A 15,572-nucleotide genomic window follows, 5' to 3' on the forward strand; every position below is an offset into this window, starting at 1 on the left:
CTGCAGGCACCTTTTTTGATTTAATTCACATCAAATCAAAAAGGCAAAGGGAGAGGAGAAACCGGAGGAAGAACTTATGGGGAACGTAAGTCTTCTCCGTCTTCGGGAACGATTAGGAGGAACCCTAACCGTTCCTTAGACAGTATGAGCGGTTTTAATTCCATTTATACACCTCAATTTAAAATAAAATTAAGAAGGTTGAAAAAAGGTTGAGGGGAAAGGTGGAAATGTGTGATTTTCTCTTTGTGAACGTTTATGGTAGGATTATGTACGAAATGGTTAGAGAAAGGTGTTGACTTTATGCGCGTAATAGCAGGAGAACATAAAGGTCGACAGCTTCAACCGGTTCCTCATCGGTTGACGCGTCCGACGACAGACAAAGTAAAAGAAGCATTATTTCAAATGATAGGCCCTTATTTTGATGGAGGGGTATGCCTTGACTTATTTGCTGGAAGTGGCGGCCTAGGCATTGAGTCATTAAGTAGAGGTATGGATAAATCGATCTTCGTTGATAAGCACCCAAAAGCTGTTGCGACGATTTATGATAATTTGAAGACTCTTAAGTTAGAAGATCATGCAGAAGTCTATAAGAATGATGCTTACAGAGCGATAAAAGCAGCAGGGAAAAGAGGGTTACGTTTTGACCTTGTATTCCTAGATCCTCCTTATGATAAATTCTCATACCAAGAGCTTATTGATTCTATGCTTGAGCATTCCGTAGTTCATGAGGGGACAACCATCGTTTGTGAACATTCTTCCGAACAATCTTTACCTGACTCACTTGGTCCTTTTAAACGCTTTCGTCATGAAACCTATTCAAGCATTATTTCCATAAGTCTTTATAAACAAGAATAGAGGAGGATTTTGATGGCAACATTAGCAATTTGTCCTGGAAGTTTTGACCCGATTACATATGGTCACCTTGATATTATAGAGCGTGGAGCAAAGATTTTTGATCACGTAACTGTAGCGGTGTTTCATAACCGTGCTAAATCTCCGCTATTTTCTGTTGATGAGCGTATAGAAATGATACAAGAGGTTACGAGTCATCTTGATAATGTAACTGTAGACTCTAGTAGTGGTTTACTAATTGATTATGCTGAAGAAAAAGGTGCTAATGTTGTACTAAGAGGGCTAAGAGCTGTCAGTGATTTTGAATATGAGATGCAAATCACTGCCATGAACCGAAAACTGAATGACTCTATTGAAACGTTTTTTGTCATGACAAATAATCAATACTCATTCTTAAGTTCAAGCATCGTGAAAGAAGTGTCCAAATATCATGGAGATGTCTCTGAGTTGGTACCTCCTCAAATAGAAGAAGCCTTAAAAGCTAAATATATGAAATAGCCCCCTAACAATAAGTTAGTTGGGCTATTTTTTTATCATTCTTCGATACAGAATAAGACTGGCAATAGCTAAGGAAGCTATAGTCATGATTGGACCTATGGTTACAAGTTTCTCAAAAAGTTCTGACCAGAATGTTTCATGTTTACTTAATCTGAGCCAAACAGGTGATTCGTCGGATTCAAATGCTTGCCGCTCAACATAGAGGGGGACAAACAGTAGTACACTTAAACCAGCAGCAAAAAGACCATGAAGAATGCGCGCAAGGAAATAAGGACGAAATCGGATGTCTGTATCCGCTAATATACTAGCTACTTGTGCTTGTACAGAAAAACCGTTAAAAGCTAATATAAAACTGACACAAATAACTTGTTGTAATAGAACTGAGTTTTCAGCTTGAGCCGTCATTTGAGAGCCCAGCGTAATTTCAAACAAACCGGAAATAAACGGGAGGGTCAATTCTTGCGGTAGTGTAATCATCTGGAATAGTATACCTATTGCCCCGGCAATAATAGGTGTGATTCCTACTAAAAATAATAGCTTATTAAACACAGAAAACATGATGATAAATCCACCGATCATAAGTAAAGTTTGGATAGAGGATAAAACAGCATCTCCAAAAAACTTACCAAATGGGCGAGGTTCTTCCAAGCGTGTTTGATGAAGGGCTAGGAAAGCCTTCTTTAAAGTGATCCTGTCTCTAGAACGATCTCGTGTAGGGGTTTGCTCTCGACCATAAAAACGCATGCATATGCCTACCAAGGTATTTCCTAAGTAATGGCTTGCTGCTAGTAAAATTCCTAAGGTAGGATCGTGAAAGAATCCTACAGAAACTGCTCCAAATATAAACAGTGGGTTAGAAGCATTAGTGAAAGAAACAAGTCGCTCAGCCTCTATTTTCGTAAGTTGCTTCTCTTGCCTTAATCTGGCTGTTAACTTTGCGCCAGATGGGTACCCGCTAGCCATGCCCATTGCCCATACGAAACTTCCAACTCCAGGAACTCTGAAGATTGGTCTCATAATTGGTTCAAAAAGAATCCCTATGAAACGAACAACTCCGAATCCGATTAAAAGTTCAGCCGTAATGAAAAATGGGAGCAGGGAGGGGAACACAATTTCCCACCACATATTTAATCCCCGGATGGATGCTTCAAGAGCTTGATCAGGGAAGCGAATTAGCGACAAAGCAATAAATAATGCCAATAACGCGAGTGCTAATGATTTAATTTGTGATTTCATATAAAGCCCCCTACAAATTGACCGACTGTACTTCTATTTTTGGAAATAGTAAAATGTTCATAACATATACATACAGTACAAGCGTTTCTATATCACTATACGCTCATGAGAAGAGGATTTATGCCATAAAATAAGAAAAGAATGGCGAGAAAAAGGGAGGTCTTAGGGTGAAGAGACCTGTTATTGGATTGGCCTTAGGTTCTGGAGGTGCGAGAGGGTTTGCCCATCTAGGTGTATTAAAGGCGCTAAAGGATGCGGGTATACCAGTTGATCTAATTGCGGGAAGTAGCATGGGAGCACTCGTTGGATCTTTGTATTGTGCTGGGCAGGATATGGAACAGCTATATAAATTAGCTAAAACGTTCAAGCGTAAGTATTATTTAGATTTTACCGTTCCAAAAATGGGTTTCATTCAAGGTAAGCGTATTAAAGAGTACATAAGCTTATTTACGTACAGAAAGAATATTGAGGATTTAGATATCCCGTTCTCCGTCATTGCAACGGATTTACATACGGGTGAGAAAGTTATTTTTAAAGAAGGCAATACAGCAGATGCTGTTAGAGCAAGCATCTCCATCCCTGGCATTTTTGTTCCTGTAAAGATTAGAGACCGTTTATTGATTGACGGAGGGGTTGTTGACCGGGTTCCGGTTTCTGTAGCAAGAGAGATGGGCGCTGACATTGTAATTGGAGTTGATTGTGCACACTTTGATGGCAGTAATGATGTTCAATCCATCTATGACGTAATTATTCAAAGTATAGAGATCATGCAAGATGAATTGCTCAGCCAAATTGATCTTGATGCTGATTTTATGTTGAAACCGGATGTGAAGAAGTTTAGTTCTAGGGCCTTTACGGATACAGTCGAGATCGTAAATGAGGGAGAGAAAGAAGCGAATCGCCACATTGCGGCGATTCGAACGTATATAGAGAATTGGAAGGAGCCCGACCATGAAGCAGAATAAAAGGTATTTTATAGTATTTGCGGTAGTAGTGGTACTTGCCTTTTTCTTGGCTCAGTACCGCTTGCCGTATTACATTTATCAGCCTGGATCGGCTGATGACTTAAATCCAGTAGTACAAGTTCAAGATGGATTCAACAGTGATGGAGAAATGCACCTCGTTACCGTTAGCGGTGGGCCTGCAACGCCGATTCGTTATGTAATTGCTAAAATTCTTCCTTACCATGAAATCTATGACATTGAAGATATCCTACCTGAAGGAGTTAGTCAAAATGAGTATCACCATGCACAACTTCAGGTTATGGAATCGTCTCAGGAAGCTGCCCAAGTTGTTGCTTATCAAGCTGCGGGTAAAGATATTACGATTAATTATGATGGTGTTTACGTTATGAGCGTAGGTCAAGATATGCCGGCAGAAGGGAAGCTTCAAATTGGGGATCGTATTATAGAAGTTAACGGTAAAGAGATTAAAAAGTCAGAAGAACTTATTGATTTAATAGCGCCACTTAAAGTAGGGGATAGCGTAGAAGTAACGTTTGAACGAAAAGATAAGAGAATGACAAAAACAGTATCGTTACAAAAACATCCTGAAGAGGAACGAGCTATTATGGGGATCGGGCTTGTGACCGATCGCAGTGTTAAAGTAGATCCTCCAGTAAACTTCAAGAGTGGAGAAATTGGAGGGCCTAGTGCGGGACTTATGTTTTCATTAGAAATTTATGATCAATTAACAGAAAGCGACATTACAAAAGGTTATCAAGTGGCTGGTACAGGAGAAATATCATATGAAGGTAAAGTAGGGCGTATTGGTGGAATTGATAAAAAAGTCGTAGCTTCTGACGAAGAAGGGATTGAAATCTTTTTCGCTCCAAATGAAGGTGGAAAAGAGGGTTCTAACTACGAGGTTGCTAAAAAGACTGCTGAAGATATTGGGACAGACATGAAAATTGTGCCTGTAGACACCTTTGAGGAAGCGTTGCAATATTTAAAGGACTTAGATCCTAAAACAGAAGAATAAAGGCTAGAAAGGGCTCCAAATTGTACAGAATACAATTTGGAGCCCTTTTTAACTTTGTTTAAAGGCCAATATCTGAGGTCCAGCTTTCTTCGCTATGTCGTGGCGCTACTGGCCGATTGAAAAAATGTAGTAATCAGAAGTATACATCCGTGTTTCCACGATTGTCTTGTTTTCTCCTTTAGAGAAAATTAGATCCGTTCCTTTTTGTTCTAGGAAAGCAAACCCTCTCTCTCCCATAAAGGTCTTGACGATGTAGTAATAATCGCCCTCCACAGGGGTGTGTGGTGTAATATAGGTCTCTGATTCAGTATCAATCTGCACATAAGGTTTGTCGCCAAATTTAAGCTGTACGATGCCGCTGATCACGGGGATTGGATTACCCTCTTGAAATAAGGTGTCTTTAAATGCGAATCCAATAGAACCTACAAAAATGAACAGCGCAAGGAATGTAATGCTGAACCATCGTAACAGATTGCGCAACCTCATTCCCCCTTTAATTTTTAGACGATATGTCTATTAGAAAAGTTTCACAAATGTGGCATTACAGGTGGTCCTATCTCTCTTTTTCGTAAGGATTTTTTTTGGTCCATTGGCAAACAAGACAAATAGGCGTCCACAGAACGCTCCTCTATTGTAACAAATTCATGTTCTCCTGACTGCATATTTGTCAGGATAGGTACGTTCATTTTTTTCTTTTGTTCCTTAATATACGTACGACCCGTCTCTGACATTCCTAATAAACGTACGTATGGCACTTGATCAAGTTCATGTAGTGGAAGAATTTCATCTTTTTTTGTGTTTGTAAGAATATGAGTGATCGTCCGTTGAAGTCGCGTCCATGTATAGCGTTTCGTCTTAAGTAAATTCATCCACTCTTCAAATGTAGTGGCTTCTTTTATTGTATGCTTTAATCGATATTCAAGTCCTTCTTCAACACCGTGAAATGTTCTGATCTCTTCTGGTGAAAGGGTGGTTAGTTTATAGTGTAGTAACGGGAAATACCGATCCCAGTAATGCCATCCATTTGCTTTATGCTCATATTCTTTTAATATGTTTATTGAAGAAGGTGGCAGAGCTCCTTCAGCTTCTTGAGTCATCTCTTGTTGCTTGAGAATGGACTTCCGTATACTCGTTGCGCTCGCAATTTTATGGGTGATCGTTTCATCATGATAACCGCTTTTTGAACGTTGTATCGTTATAGGGTTAATCGGTAATTTGTAATCAAGAATCGTTTTCGTGTAACCAAAGCCTAGTATATTATTTGGCTGAGTTAAGTCAATGGAATCCTCTGACAAACCAATTGCTTTGTATGCATGTCGGCTAGCCTCTGGAAATGAATAACCCTGGTCTAAAAAATGGTGGAGAGATTCTTTATAATACTCCTGTTGCTTATTTAATTGATCATATGCCTTTGTAAAAGGAGTGATATCACCTTGTTCGCTTCCAAAGCAAATGTTGTCTATACCGATTTCATGAAGAGTGAATACAGCACCTTTTGCAAATAAATCGCTATTTTGTACTGCAAAAACGTAGGGGAGTTCTAAAACGATATCGACCCCTTGAGATAAGGCAATTTGAGTTCGATGCCACTTGTCTATGATAGCTGGCTCTCCTCTTTGAAGGAAATTTCCACTCATTACTGCAATCATGCAATCAGCACCAGATGCTTCTTTAGACTGCTTAAGATGATATTGGTGACCGAAGTGGAAAGGATTATACTCAACAATAAGTCCACACGATTTCATTGCGTTAAACCTCTTTCATCAGATATTTTCCGTTCAGGTGCTTGGAGTTACTATGATTATAAACTAACGAAATAGGGAAGCGAAATCAATATAAAGGAGGCAATTTGTATGGTCTTACTTGCGTCGCGGGTTAAGATGTGGCATAGTGAGAAGACTATAAAAGCGAAATGATAAAAGGCGATATTGCTGTAAAGAAAAAATGTTGACAAATTGTCTATTTCCTTTTAAAATAACTCTTGTTGCCTTGAGGTGATTAGAATGAAATTTGCTTTACAAAAATTAAAAGCAGCTGATCTAGAACCGGTAACGTTTGATGATCACGTTGACATTTCTGAACTAGAAGAAATGCCTAATGACATCCGATCCATACCTGATGTACACGTAAAGGGTGAAGCTACTCGTAATGGAGATACGGTTACGTTTCGTTTCTCTGTCTCTGGTACGATGACGCTCCCATGTGCTCGTACATTAGCGGATGTGAAGTATCCGTTTTCCTTTGATGCGGTAGAAGTCTTCTCGCTATCTCCTTATCACCAAGAAGGTGAAGATGAGATCCATGAAATTGCTGGAGAAGTTCTTGACTTAACGCCTTATATCAAGGAAAATGTAATATTGGAAGTTCCTTTGCAAGTGTTCGCTGATGACGAGGTGCTAGAGGATGCTCTTTCTGAGGGGCATGGCTGGCAGTTGGTCACAGAGGAGAAGCAAGAAGAAAAGGTGGATCCTCGCCTTGCAAAGCTTCAACAATTTTTAGATGATAACAAAGAGTAAGAGATCCATCACATACAATCTGGATCGTGCATGAAGGAGGTGTAACACATGGCAGTACCAAAGCGTAGAACTTCAAAAAAGGTTAAAAACCAACGTCGTACTCACAAGAAACTTCACGTACCAGGAATGGTAGAATGCCAAAACTGCGGTGAATACACTAAACAACACCATGTTTGCAAATCTTGCGGACAGTACAATGGTAAACAAGTTGTTGAACAATAAACCGTTCTGAAAGGAGAGTGTCTCATAGAGACGCTCTTTTTTTGTGCCCTATAATGGTATTTATGTAGAGTCAATTAGAGTTAGTTTAGCTTTTTAAATGAGATATGTGCTAGTAAAGTCCACACTTACTTAAATAGTTTGGTAAAATAAAAGTAGAAAGAATAGAAAAGAGGGAACAACATGAGTGAATATGTGAAGTGGGATTTATATGAGCAAGGTTATGGTATGATAACTCTTCACCGCCCTGAGCGACGTAATGCCCTTTCTTCAGAAATGATTGAGGAGCTTCAAAGGCTTTTAAGGGAGGCGCGAGATCTTGATATAAAAGCATTAGTCATTACTGGAGCAGGTGATCAAGCCTTTTGCGCAGGAGGAGACCTCAATGACTTTCATGCGGGTTTGTCTTCTCAAGAAGCTTTTAGTGCCCTTTATCCTATGAAAGAGGTGCTTTATGAACTGTCTCGCTTTCCGGTGCCTACTATTGCTTTATTAAATGGGCATGCGCGAGGGGGAGGTTGTGAATTAGCCACTGCCTGTGATTTTAGGTATGCTGCTGAGGACTCCACAATCGGTTTTGTACAAGGGAATTTAGGGATTTCGCCTGGTTGGGGTGGCGGTGCGTTACTTTATCAAAGAATTCAACCTTTAAAGGCTTATGAAATGCTTGTACAGTCCCGCGTTTATGATACAGAAGAGGCGATTCACACAGGATGGCTACAAGGTACAATTCGCGAAGAGACAATAGCAGAAGACATTGACAATATTCTTCAACCGTTCTTAAGTAAGAATATCGATCAAGTGAAACATTTCAAGCAACAGTATGTGAAGCAACAAATCCCTATATCCCTTTCAGCTGATATGGATGATGAGGTAAGACGTTGCTCGAATCTCTGGGGAAATGAACTACACCAAGAAGCGGTTCAGGGTTATCAAAAGTCCTGATCCATATTTCTGGTCTCGTTTGAATTTTTGTTAATATGAAAAACAAATCATTTATCTCTAAGATGACCTATAAAGGACTGTTGCGCCAATGTGTGCAACAGTCTTATTTGTTACAGTGAGATCAGTTATCTTTTCTGTACGACCCTGGTCACCCCGCTTGGGCTTTTCATGTTGTCTAGCTCCGGCGGGGAAGGGCTAGCGAGATAAGCAAGCTGCCTGCAGTGACTAACGTCACTTCCGCCATCTTGCTTATCCGTACGCCCTTGACCACCCCGCCTGCGCTTTTCTTAATGTCTATCTCCGGCGGGGAAGGGCTAGCGAGATAAGCGAGCTGCCTGCAGTGACTAACGTCACTTCCGCCATCTTGCTTATCCGTACGCCCTTGACCACCCCGCCTGCGCTTTTCTTAATGTCTAGCTCCGGCGGGGAAGGGCTAGCGAGATAAGCAAGCTGCCTGCAGTGACTAACGTCACTTCCGCCATCTTGCTTATCCGTACGCCCTTGACCACCCCGCCTGCGCTTTTCTTAATGTCTAGCTCCGGCGGGGAGGGCCTAGCGAGATAAGTCATCTTTTCTACAGAGGCTATCGCCTCTTCCGAAAAGCTGTCTTATCCGTACGGCCCTGGTCACCCCGCCTGCGCTTTTCTTTGATGTCTAGCTCCGGCTCCTAGACCCTAGCGTCATAAGCAAGCTGACTGCAGTACGCTGCGCGTACTTTCGTCAGCTTGCTTATGCGGGCCCACAGGATGTGGGTCAGTTCAGCGTTGTCACAGGACGTGACGGTTTTAGCTGAACTTCCTCTGATATCTCTTGATTGCTCTTGTGTTTTTCATGTTGTCTAGCTCCGGCGGGGAAGGGCTAGCGAGATAAGCAAGCTGACTGCAGTGACTAACGTCACTTCCGCCATCTTGCTTATCCGTACGCCCTTGACCACCCCGCCTGTGCTTTTCTTAATTCCCTAGTCTATCTCTCCTATTAGTTGCATACATTTTTATTACACGTGATAGGAGGGATAGAATGAATGCTACGAGGCAGGATGCTTGGACACAGGATGAGGATGTTTTACTAGCTGAAACGGTTCTCCGTTATATACGGCTTGGGAAAACGCAGTTGGAGGCGTTTGAGGAGGTGGCAAAGAAACTCTCTCGCACTTCGGCTGCTTGTGGGTTTCGTTGGAATGCTACTGTTCGTAAACGATATGCAAAAGGGATTCAATTGGCGAAAGAAGAAAGAAAAAGAGGCGGGGCAGAAAAGGAAGAGGTAGCTTTTGCGGAGGATTCTATCACCTCCACTTTCTCCATAGATGATGCGATCTCTTTTTTAGAAACGATGAGACAAAATGTTTCTGGAAATAAGTCTGAATCTTCACACCAAGATGTTTCTAAGCTCTACGAAGAAAATCAGAAATTAAAAGATCAGGTAAAACGATATCATCAAGCATGGGAAGAAATGGGGAAACTTTGGCAGTGGGTGCAAATACCGAAAGAAAAAGGCTGATCACCATAGTGATCAGCCTTTTTTCTTTATTATGATGAAGGTGTCTTCTCTGATACTCCTGTAGGGGTCCAAATTAAAGGATTTTCGCCTAAATCTCGCTCCATATCATATTTTGCTTTTTGAAACCCCATCTTCTCCCAGAAACCGTGAGAGTTAATACGAGGATTTGTTTTAATTGGTAGTTGGAAACTTTTCGCGAAGTCTACAAGTTTCTTCCCATACCCTTTACTTCGGTAATCGGGTAAGACTTCAAGCTTCCAAAGTTCCAAGTAATCTTGAGGAGGCTCAAAGTAGTCATCGTATCGAGAAGAAACTTGATAGAGACTCATTCGAGCTACTAAAGCGTTTCCATAATAAACGCCGTAAAATGGTGAAACGCTGTCATTTTCGATTATGTTACTTTGCAGGTCTTCTAGCATAGAGAGTTCTTGATTTCCGTATTCTTTAAATCGCTTAAATTCTTCTAACGTTTTAAAATTAACCACTAGTTTTTGAACTTGTATGGTATCCATCATTATAAAATCCCCCTTAAAACCTTAATTGCTCTTCTCTATTATAATATAAAAATTTTCTGAATAAAATGATTGTTGTTCTTTTAAGAGTTAATGTTTTTGGTATGGTGTGATTTTTCGCTACGAGTTTTATTCCATTGTTAAAGACTTCCTTCCTTTTACGGCCTAATCTTGCACAATCATAATAAAATGTATCATCTCATTTGGCCTACATGAGAAGTAAGCTATTTTCTAAGGACTACATCATTAAAATTTTTGCTAAAATGGGCATATAGGAGGAATTTAACCTCTTATTGTATAAAGATAAGAATAGATGAACGTAAGTAGGTGGAGTAATGAAAGTGGCAGTAGTTGGGGCAGGGGCAATTGGTTTGCTTTATGCCATCAGAACACAGGAAGCTGGACATGAAGTAACCCTCTTTGTGAGGAGGGAGCAACAAATGGAACTCATCCGTAATAAAGGCATTCAGCTAGAGGGTGAATCCATGGTGTATGATATTCATGTAAAAAATGTTATGGATTTACGTGGTTCCTTCGATTTAATCATTGTTGCTACTAAGCAAACTCATGTAAAAAAGATTGTGGAGGTAGTGAAGACAAATGAAATCGTTGCCCCTCTTTTGTTCCTGCAAAATGGGATGGGACATATTGAAGACATAAATGAAATGGTAAATCCAACGGCTATTGGAGTTATAGAGCATGGAGCAAGGAAGTTGAGTGATCGGACTGTAGCTCATACTGGAGTAGGTATTACTCGAATAGCGAGTATAACTATGAAGAAAGAAGATCTAATTATTTATAAAGAAGAGCTAGACTCAAGTCACTTTCCATATAAATTAGAAAATGATTGGTTTGAAGTAATGTCAGATAAGTTAGTCATTAATGCTGTTATTAATCCGTTAACGTCTATTTTTATGGTTGTTAATGGAGAGGTTGTGAGTAATCCCAACCTGTTCCGCATTGCAAAAAAATTATGTGAAGAGGCGTGCAATGTACTTGGCAAGGCTGGTGTTGAGTATCACTTGGACAGAGTTAAGAAGGTTGCGCTGCAAACAAAAGATAATCACTCTTCTATGCTCGAAGATATTAAGAATGGTAGAAGAACAGAAATTGAAGGGATTTCAGGTTATTTGTTAAAAAGGGCTAATTACGAACTCCCTTATACCACATTTGTTTATGAAGGAGTACAAGCCATGCAACAAATGAATAGGAGGGGATATGAGTGAATCAAATAGTGGCATACTTGGCAGCTGTTTTTATTACACTACCGATACCGCTTACAATAATTGTTTATATGATTGTGAGAAAAACGGTGAAGAATAAGAAGAAGTCATTGCATGTAACGGTGAATAGTATGACTTTGATTTATGTTTTAGCTGTACCGGCAGCGTTATTTGTTCTTTTTGAGCGATCCTTTATTAGCTATGTTTTCATTTTGCTCATACTATTACTGAGTCTTTTTGTTTTTCTCCAATGGAAAGTTAAAGAAGAGATTGTATTTAAGAAGGCATTTAAAGGATTTTGGCGTTTTAGCTTTTTGCTCTTTGTAAGTTTGCACATAAGTCTAACGATTTACGGACTAGCCTATCGACTTATGACTTTGTGATGCCTTTTGAGTGAAATCCCTTCATCTTTTCGATACAATACGAGGGGAATACATAGATCATACTGAAAAAGGAGAAGGTTATCCATGCGGATCCAACCAATTGCATTACCATCACAGAATAAATTCATCCAACATTATCGTGCTCAGGAGCAGGAGCTATTAAATAAATTTCATTATAACCCATATATACAAGAAGAATATGAAAAACGCGTGCAAGAACTTGATAGTCGCACATTCCAAAGGGAAGAGTTGGCTAATCATCTTCAGGTGGTTAATAAAAAATGGGGAGCAGGCGAAGCAACATTTACAAATATTGAACGCTTAAGAAACCCTGAAAGTGTCGTTGTGGTTGGTGGCCAACAAGCGGGTTTACTTACTGGTCCGTTGTACACGATTCATAAGATGATATCGATTATTATTATGGCTAAAGAACAAGAAAACGCCCTTGGCCGTCCTGTACTCCCTGTTTTCTGGATTGCGGGTGAGGATCATGATTTTGATGAGATCAACCACATATACATGCCGCAATCCCCGCGAATGAAAAAACATAAAATTCTTCAAAAACAATTGAAAAAAGAAGCCATATCAGAAATGGAACTGGATGAAGAAGCCATACAATCATGGCTTGATCGTTTATTTGCGGGTTTACATGAGAGTGAATACACGAATCGTATCTATGATCTATTCAGGAGCGAGATAAAAGAATCGACAACGTTTGTTGATCTTTTTGCACGAATTACACATTACTTCTTCAGTGAGGAAGGACTTGTTCTAATTGACGCCCAGGATGAAGACCTCCGACGTCTTGAGAGTAGCTATTTCCAAGAAATGATAAAGAAGCAGTTTGAAATCAGTGAAGGCGTTGTGCGATCGCTACATCAGACAGCACAGCAAGGCTACTCCGTTAACCTTGAGGCGGAAGTTGATGACGGTCATCTATTCTATAAATGGAACGGGGAACGAACGCTATTAATGAAGGACGAAGAAGGGTATTGGCGAGGTAAGAAAGGTGAATGTTGTTTGAGTGAAGAAGAGCTTATGCATATTGCTGAAACTGAGCCTCATCTTCTTAGCAATAACGTAGTCACACGTCCTCTTATGCAAGACCTTGTACTTCCTTCTCTTTCCTTTATCGCAGGTCCCGGAGAGGTTGGATATTGGTCAGCGCTTAAGTCAGTGTTTGAATCACTTGATATACAAATGCCTCCGGTGATGCCTCGTTTATCCTTGACACTGCTGGATCGAAAAAATGAAAAATGGCTTCGTCGTCACTTGATTGATGTAGAAAAAGCTGTAAATGAAGGGGTCACTGAAGATAAAAGTAAATGGATTGCAATGCAAAGCTATCCTCCTGTTGAAGAGTTGGCAGATGAAGTGAAACGGGCGATTGAAAGAGCGCATCGTCCTTTGAAAGAAAAAGCTCATGAAATTAGAGATGATATTGGTCAATTAGCGGAGAAGAATTTATTCCATTTGTTTAGAGACGTGGAGTTTCTTCAAGAGCGAATGGCTCAAGGGCTAGAAGAAAAGCACAGTAGAGAGTTAGAAGTGTTTGATCAAATTGATTTACGTTTACACCCAGAAGGTGGATTGCAAGAGAGGGTGTGGAATATACTTCCTTTTGTGAATGATTATGGACCTGATCTTCCAAAGCAACTCTTGAGTGTGCAATATGATTGGAAGAAAGCTCACCACGTCATCTTTATGTAGGAACGTAAAGTGTTCACCTTTTCGTATTAAAATTCACAAAGACTTTTCACAAAATAATTAAATTATAAAAAATTCCTGCCCAAAAAGGCAGGATTTTTTTTGTTCCCAAAGAATATTTAAGTTAAAGTGGAGGAAAGTGGTGGGATGTGGTACGCTTGTGTGAGAAAGTGGGGCTATCTATATGTTTATGGGAGAATATCAGCACAATATAGATGCAAAAGGCCGAATTATCGTGCCTTCTAAGTTTCGTGAAGACTTAGGAGAGAAGTTTGTCATTACACGAGGCCTTGATAAATGCGTATTCGCATACCCGCTTTCCGAGTGGAACGTCATCGAAGAGAAGTTAAAGAAGCTCCCACTAACAAAGAAAGATGCTAGAGCGTTTACTCGATTTTTCTTTTCAGGTGCAGTTGAGTGTGAAGTAGACAAGCAAGGAAGAATTAATATTCCTGCCCCTTTGAGGACGTATGCAGCACTGGAAAAAGAATGTATAGTTATTGGCGTTTCTAATCGAGTTGAGTTTTGGGCTAAAGAAGATTGGGAGACGTATTTTGAGGAATCTGAAGATTCTTTTGCGGAAATCGCCGAGAACATGATGGATTTTGATATTTAGCAAATAATATAACAACAAGAGAATCTAACAAAAAAGGAATGAAAGTATGTTTGACCATATTACAGTATTGAAGGAAGAAACCGTCACTGGATTAAATGTAGAACCGAATGGTATTTATGTCGATTGTACACTCGGTGGTGGGGGACATAGTGAGCGTATAGCATCTCAATTAAGTGAAGAAGGTCGGCTTATTGCTTTTGATCAGGATGAGGTAGCCTTGAGCGCTGCAAAAGAACGTTTAGCTCCCTACGAAGACCGAATTACTTTTGTACATGCGAATTTCAGGGAATTGAAACAATCTCTTTTGGACCTTGGAATTGAAGAAGTAGATGGCATTGTTTTTGACTTAGGGGTATCTTCTCCGCAGCTTGACGAAGATGAGCGAGGATTTAGTTATCATCAGGATGCACGTTTAGATATGCGGATGAACAGGGAACAGCCACTTAGCGCTTATGAAGTCATTAACGAGTGGGATTATAATGACCTTGTCCGAATTTTCTTTAAGTATGGAGAAGAGAAATTCTCCAAACAAATTGCCCGAGGTATTGAGAAGAAACGTGAGGAAGCGCCAATTGAAACTACTACACAGCTAGTGGACATTATTAAAGAGGCGATTCCAGCTCCGGCCAGAAGGAAAGGTGGTCATCCAGCAAAGCGGATTTTTCAGGCAGTGCGCATTGCTGTAAATGATGAGTTAGGAGCTTTTGAAGACGCTTTAAAACAAGCGGCTGAAATGGTAGCAATGGAAGGCAGAATAGCTGTTATTACCTTCCACTCTTTAGAAGATCGTATATGTAAACAAACGTTTAAAGAGTGGAGTAGTAATCCACCGCTACCTAAAAGCATTCCAATTATTCCTGAGGACCAAAAGCCTCCGTTTGAATTAGTGAACCGAAAGCCAATCATTCCAAGTGAAGAAGAATTAGAAGAAAACCGAAGAGCTCGATCTGCGAAATTAAGAGTTGCTAAGAAAATACGTCCATGGGAAGGGTGGAATAATGAATGAGTGCAGAAAAAGCGAAACAATTGCACCAACATGAAACAACAGAGCAAAGCCAGAGTCAAAAGCAGGTTAAAGTCCAGGTACATAAAAAGAGATGGATTACACCTGGTGAAAAATTCTTATACACAGTAGTAAGCAGTCTAGCGATCCTTTTTAGTGTAGTCGTGGTTTCTTATTCATCATCGATTGATCAAATTAATCGTGATGTTCAACATTTGGACACAGACATAAACAAACAGCAGCTTGAGAATGAAAATCTTCAATACAAAATTAAAGAATTATCAAACCCTGAGCGTATCATGGAGATCGCGAAGGAAAACGGTCTTGAAATCCGTCAATCAAAAGTTAAACAAGCTAAATCAGTTTCCGGTAACGAATAAGGGGA

Annotated in this window: 18 protein-coding genes; 14 read left to right on the forward strand and 4 right to left on the reverse strand. The window is 40.1% G+C overall.

Features of this window, described 5'->3' with window-relative positions:
• The first annotated feature begins 255 nt into the window (after positions 1-255).
• A complete protein-coding gene (rsmD, locus tag IMZ31_RS07935) occupies positions 256-855 on the forward strand; it encodes a 16S rRNA (guanine(966)-N(2))-methyltransferase RsmD (RefSeq protein ID WP_207529998.1) in 600 nt (199 codons plus the stop codon).
• Between the two features lie 12 nt (positions 856-867).
• Positions 868-1,350 carry a pantetheine-phosphate adenylyltransferase gene (gene coaD, locus IMZ31_RS07940; RefSeq protein ID WP_207529999.1) on the forward strand — a complete coding sequence of 161 codons (483 nt, stop codon included), beginning with the start codon at positions 868-870 and terminating at the stop codon, positions 1,348-1,350.
• A gap of 24 nt (positions 1,351-1,374) precedes the next feature.
• Here coaD and ylbJ read toward each other — a convergent pair whose 3' ends face one another.
• Positions 1,375-2,586 carry a sporulation integral membrane protein YlbJ gene (gene ylbJ, locus IMZ31_RS07945; RefSeq protein WP_207530000.1) on the reverse strand — a complete coding sequence of 404 codons (1,212 nt, stop codon included), beginning with the start codon at positions 2,584-2,586 and terminating at the stop codon, positions 1,375-1,377.
• 167 nt (positions 2,587-2,753) lie between these two features.
• On the opposite strand from ylbJ, the gene IMZ31_RS07950 reads away from it, so the two are divergent.
• Positions 2,754-3,551, forward strand: coding sequence for a patatin-like phospholipase family protein (locus tag IMZ31_RS07950; protein WP_207530001.1), 798 nt, complete (start codon positions 2,754-2,756; stop codon positions 3,549-3,551).
• The gene (locus IMZ31_RS07955; protein ID WP_207530002.1) at positions 3,538-4,566 is read left to right on the forward strand and encodes a SepM family pheromone-processing serine protease; all 1,029 of its coding nucleotides are present in this window, start codon (positions 3,538-3,540) and stop codon (positions 4,564-4,566) included. Before IMZ31_RS07950 ends, IMZ31_RS07955 begins: the two co-directional genes overlap by 14 nt.
• Before the next feature lie 105 nt (positions 4,567-4,671).
• Here IMZ31_RS07955 and IMZ31_RS07960 read toward each other — a convergent pair whose 3' ends face one another.
• Positions 4,672-5,046, reverse strand: coding sequence for a hypothetical protein (locus IMZ31_RS07960; protein ID WP_207530003.1), 375 nt, complete (start codon positions 5,044-5,046; stop codon positions 4,672-4,674).
• A gap of 47 nt (positions 5,047-5,093) precedes the next feature.
• Positions 5,094-6,311 (reverse strand): nucleotidyltransferase, encoded by a 1,218-nt coding sequence (locus tag IMZ31_RS07965; RefSeq protein WP_207530004.1) that lies wholly within the window; start codon positions 6,309-6,311, stop codon positions 5,094-5,096.
• 258 nt (positions 6,312-6,569) lie between these two features.
• Between IMZ31_RS07965 and IMZ31_RS07970 the strand changes: the two genes are divergently transcribed.
• The 4 genes from IMZ31_RS07970 (at position 6,570) to IMZ31_RS07985 (ending at position 9,743) form a co-directional block, all read left to right on the forward strand.
• Entirely contained in the window at positions 6,570-7,082 is a 513-nt protein-coding gene (locus IMZ31_RS07970) for a YceD family protein (protein ID WP_036780823.1), read from the forward strand.
• Positions 7,083-7,130: 48 nt separating this feature from the next.
• Positions 7,131-7,304: a 50S ribosomal protein L32 gene (gene rpmF, locus IMZ31_RS07975; RefSeq protein WP_188654864.1), complete on the forward strand. Its 174-nt coding sequence runs from the start codon at positions 7,131-7,133 to the stop codon at positions 7,302-7,304.
• 180 nt (positions 7,305-7,484) lie between these two features.
• Positions 7,485-8,246, forward strand: coding sequence for an enoyl-CoA hydratase/isomerase family protein (locus IMZ31_RS07980; RefSeq protein ID WP_207530005.1), 762 nt, complete (start codon positions 7,485-7,487; stop codon positions 8,244-8,246).
• A gap of 1,017 nt (positions 8,247-9,263) precedes the next feature.
• Entirely contained in the window at positions 9,264-9,743 is a 480-nt protein-coding gene (locus IMZ31_RS07985; RefSeq protein ID WP_207530006.1) for an RsfA family transcriptional regulator, read from the forward strand.
• 29 nt (positions 9,744-9,772) lie between these two features.
• Here IMZ31_RS07985 and IMZ31_RS07990 read toward each other — a convergent pair whose 3' ends face one another.
• Positions 9,773-10,255, reverse strand: a complete 483-nt coding sequence (locus IMZ31_RS07990; protein WP_207530343.1) for an N-acetyltransferase — start codon at positions 10,253-10,255, stop codon at positions 9,773-9,775.
• A gap of 335 nt (positions 10,256-10,590) precedes the next feature.
• Here IMZ31_RS07990 and IMZ31_RS07995 point away from each other — a divergent pair, with 335 nt between their 5' ends.
• The 6 genes from IMZ31_RS07995 (at position 10,591) to ftsL (ending at position 15,567) form a co-directional block, all read left to right on the forward strand.
• Positions 10,591-11,481 (forward strand): ketopantoate reductase family protein, encoded by an 891-nt coding sequence (locus IMZ31_RS07995; protein ID WP_207530007.1) that lies wholly within the window; start codon positions 10,591-10,593, stop codon positions 11,479-11,481.
• Positions 11,478-11,861, forward strand: coding sequence for a DUF3397 domain-containing protein (locus IMZ31_RS08000; protein WP_242705678.1), 384 nt, complete (start codon positions 11,478-11,480; stop codon positions 11,859-11,861). Before IMZ31_RS07995 ends, IMZ31_RS08000 begins: the two co-directional genes overlap by 4 nt.
• An 84-nt stretch (positions 11,862-11,945) precedes the next feature.
• Positions 11,946-13,571: a bacillithiol biosynthesis cysteine-adding enzyme BshC gene (gene bshC / locus IMZ31_RS08005; RefSeq protein ID WP_207530008.1), complete on the forward strand. Its 1,626-nt coding sequence runs from the start codon at positions 11,946-11,948 to the stop codon at positions 13,569-13,571.
• Between the two features lie 181 nt (positions 13,572-13,752).
• Positions 13,753-14,184, forward strand: a complete 432-nt coding sequence (gene mraZ / locus IMZ31_RS08010) for a division/cell wall cluster transcriptional repressor MraZ (protein WP_207530009.1) — start codon at positions 13,753-13,755, stop codon at positions 14,182-14,184.
• A 46-nt stretch (positions 14,185-14,230) separates the two neighbouring features.
• Positions 14,231-15,190 carry a 16S rRNA (cytosine(1402)-N(4))-methyltransferase RsmH gene (gene rsmH / locus IMZ31_RS08015; RefSeq protein ID WP_188654849.1) on the forward strand — a complete coding sequence of 320 codons (960 nt, stop codon included), beginning with the start codon at positions 14,231-14,233 and terminating at the stop codon, positions 15,188-15,190.
• Positions 15,187-15,567 carry a cell division protein FtsL gene (gene ftsL, locus IMZ31_RS08020; protein WP_036778431.1) on the forward strand — a complete coding sequence of 127 codons (381 nt, stop codon included), beginning with the start codon at positions 15,187-15,189 and terminating at the stop codon, positions 15,565-15,567. The genes rsmH and ftsL overlap by 4 nt, the downstream gene beginning before the upstream one ends.
• Positions 15,568-15,572 lie beyond the last annotated feature (5 nt).

The organism is Pontibacillus sp. ALD_SL1 (genome assembly GCF_017355605.1).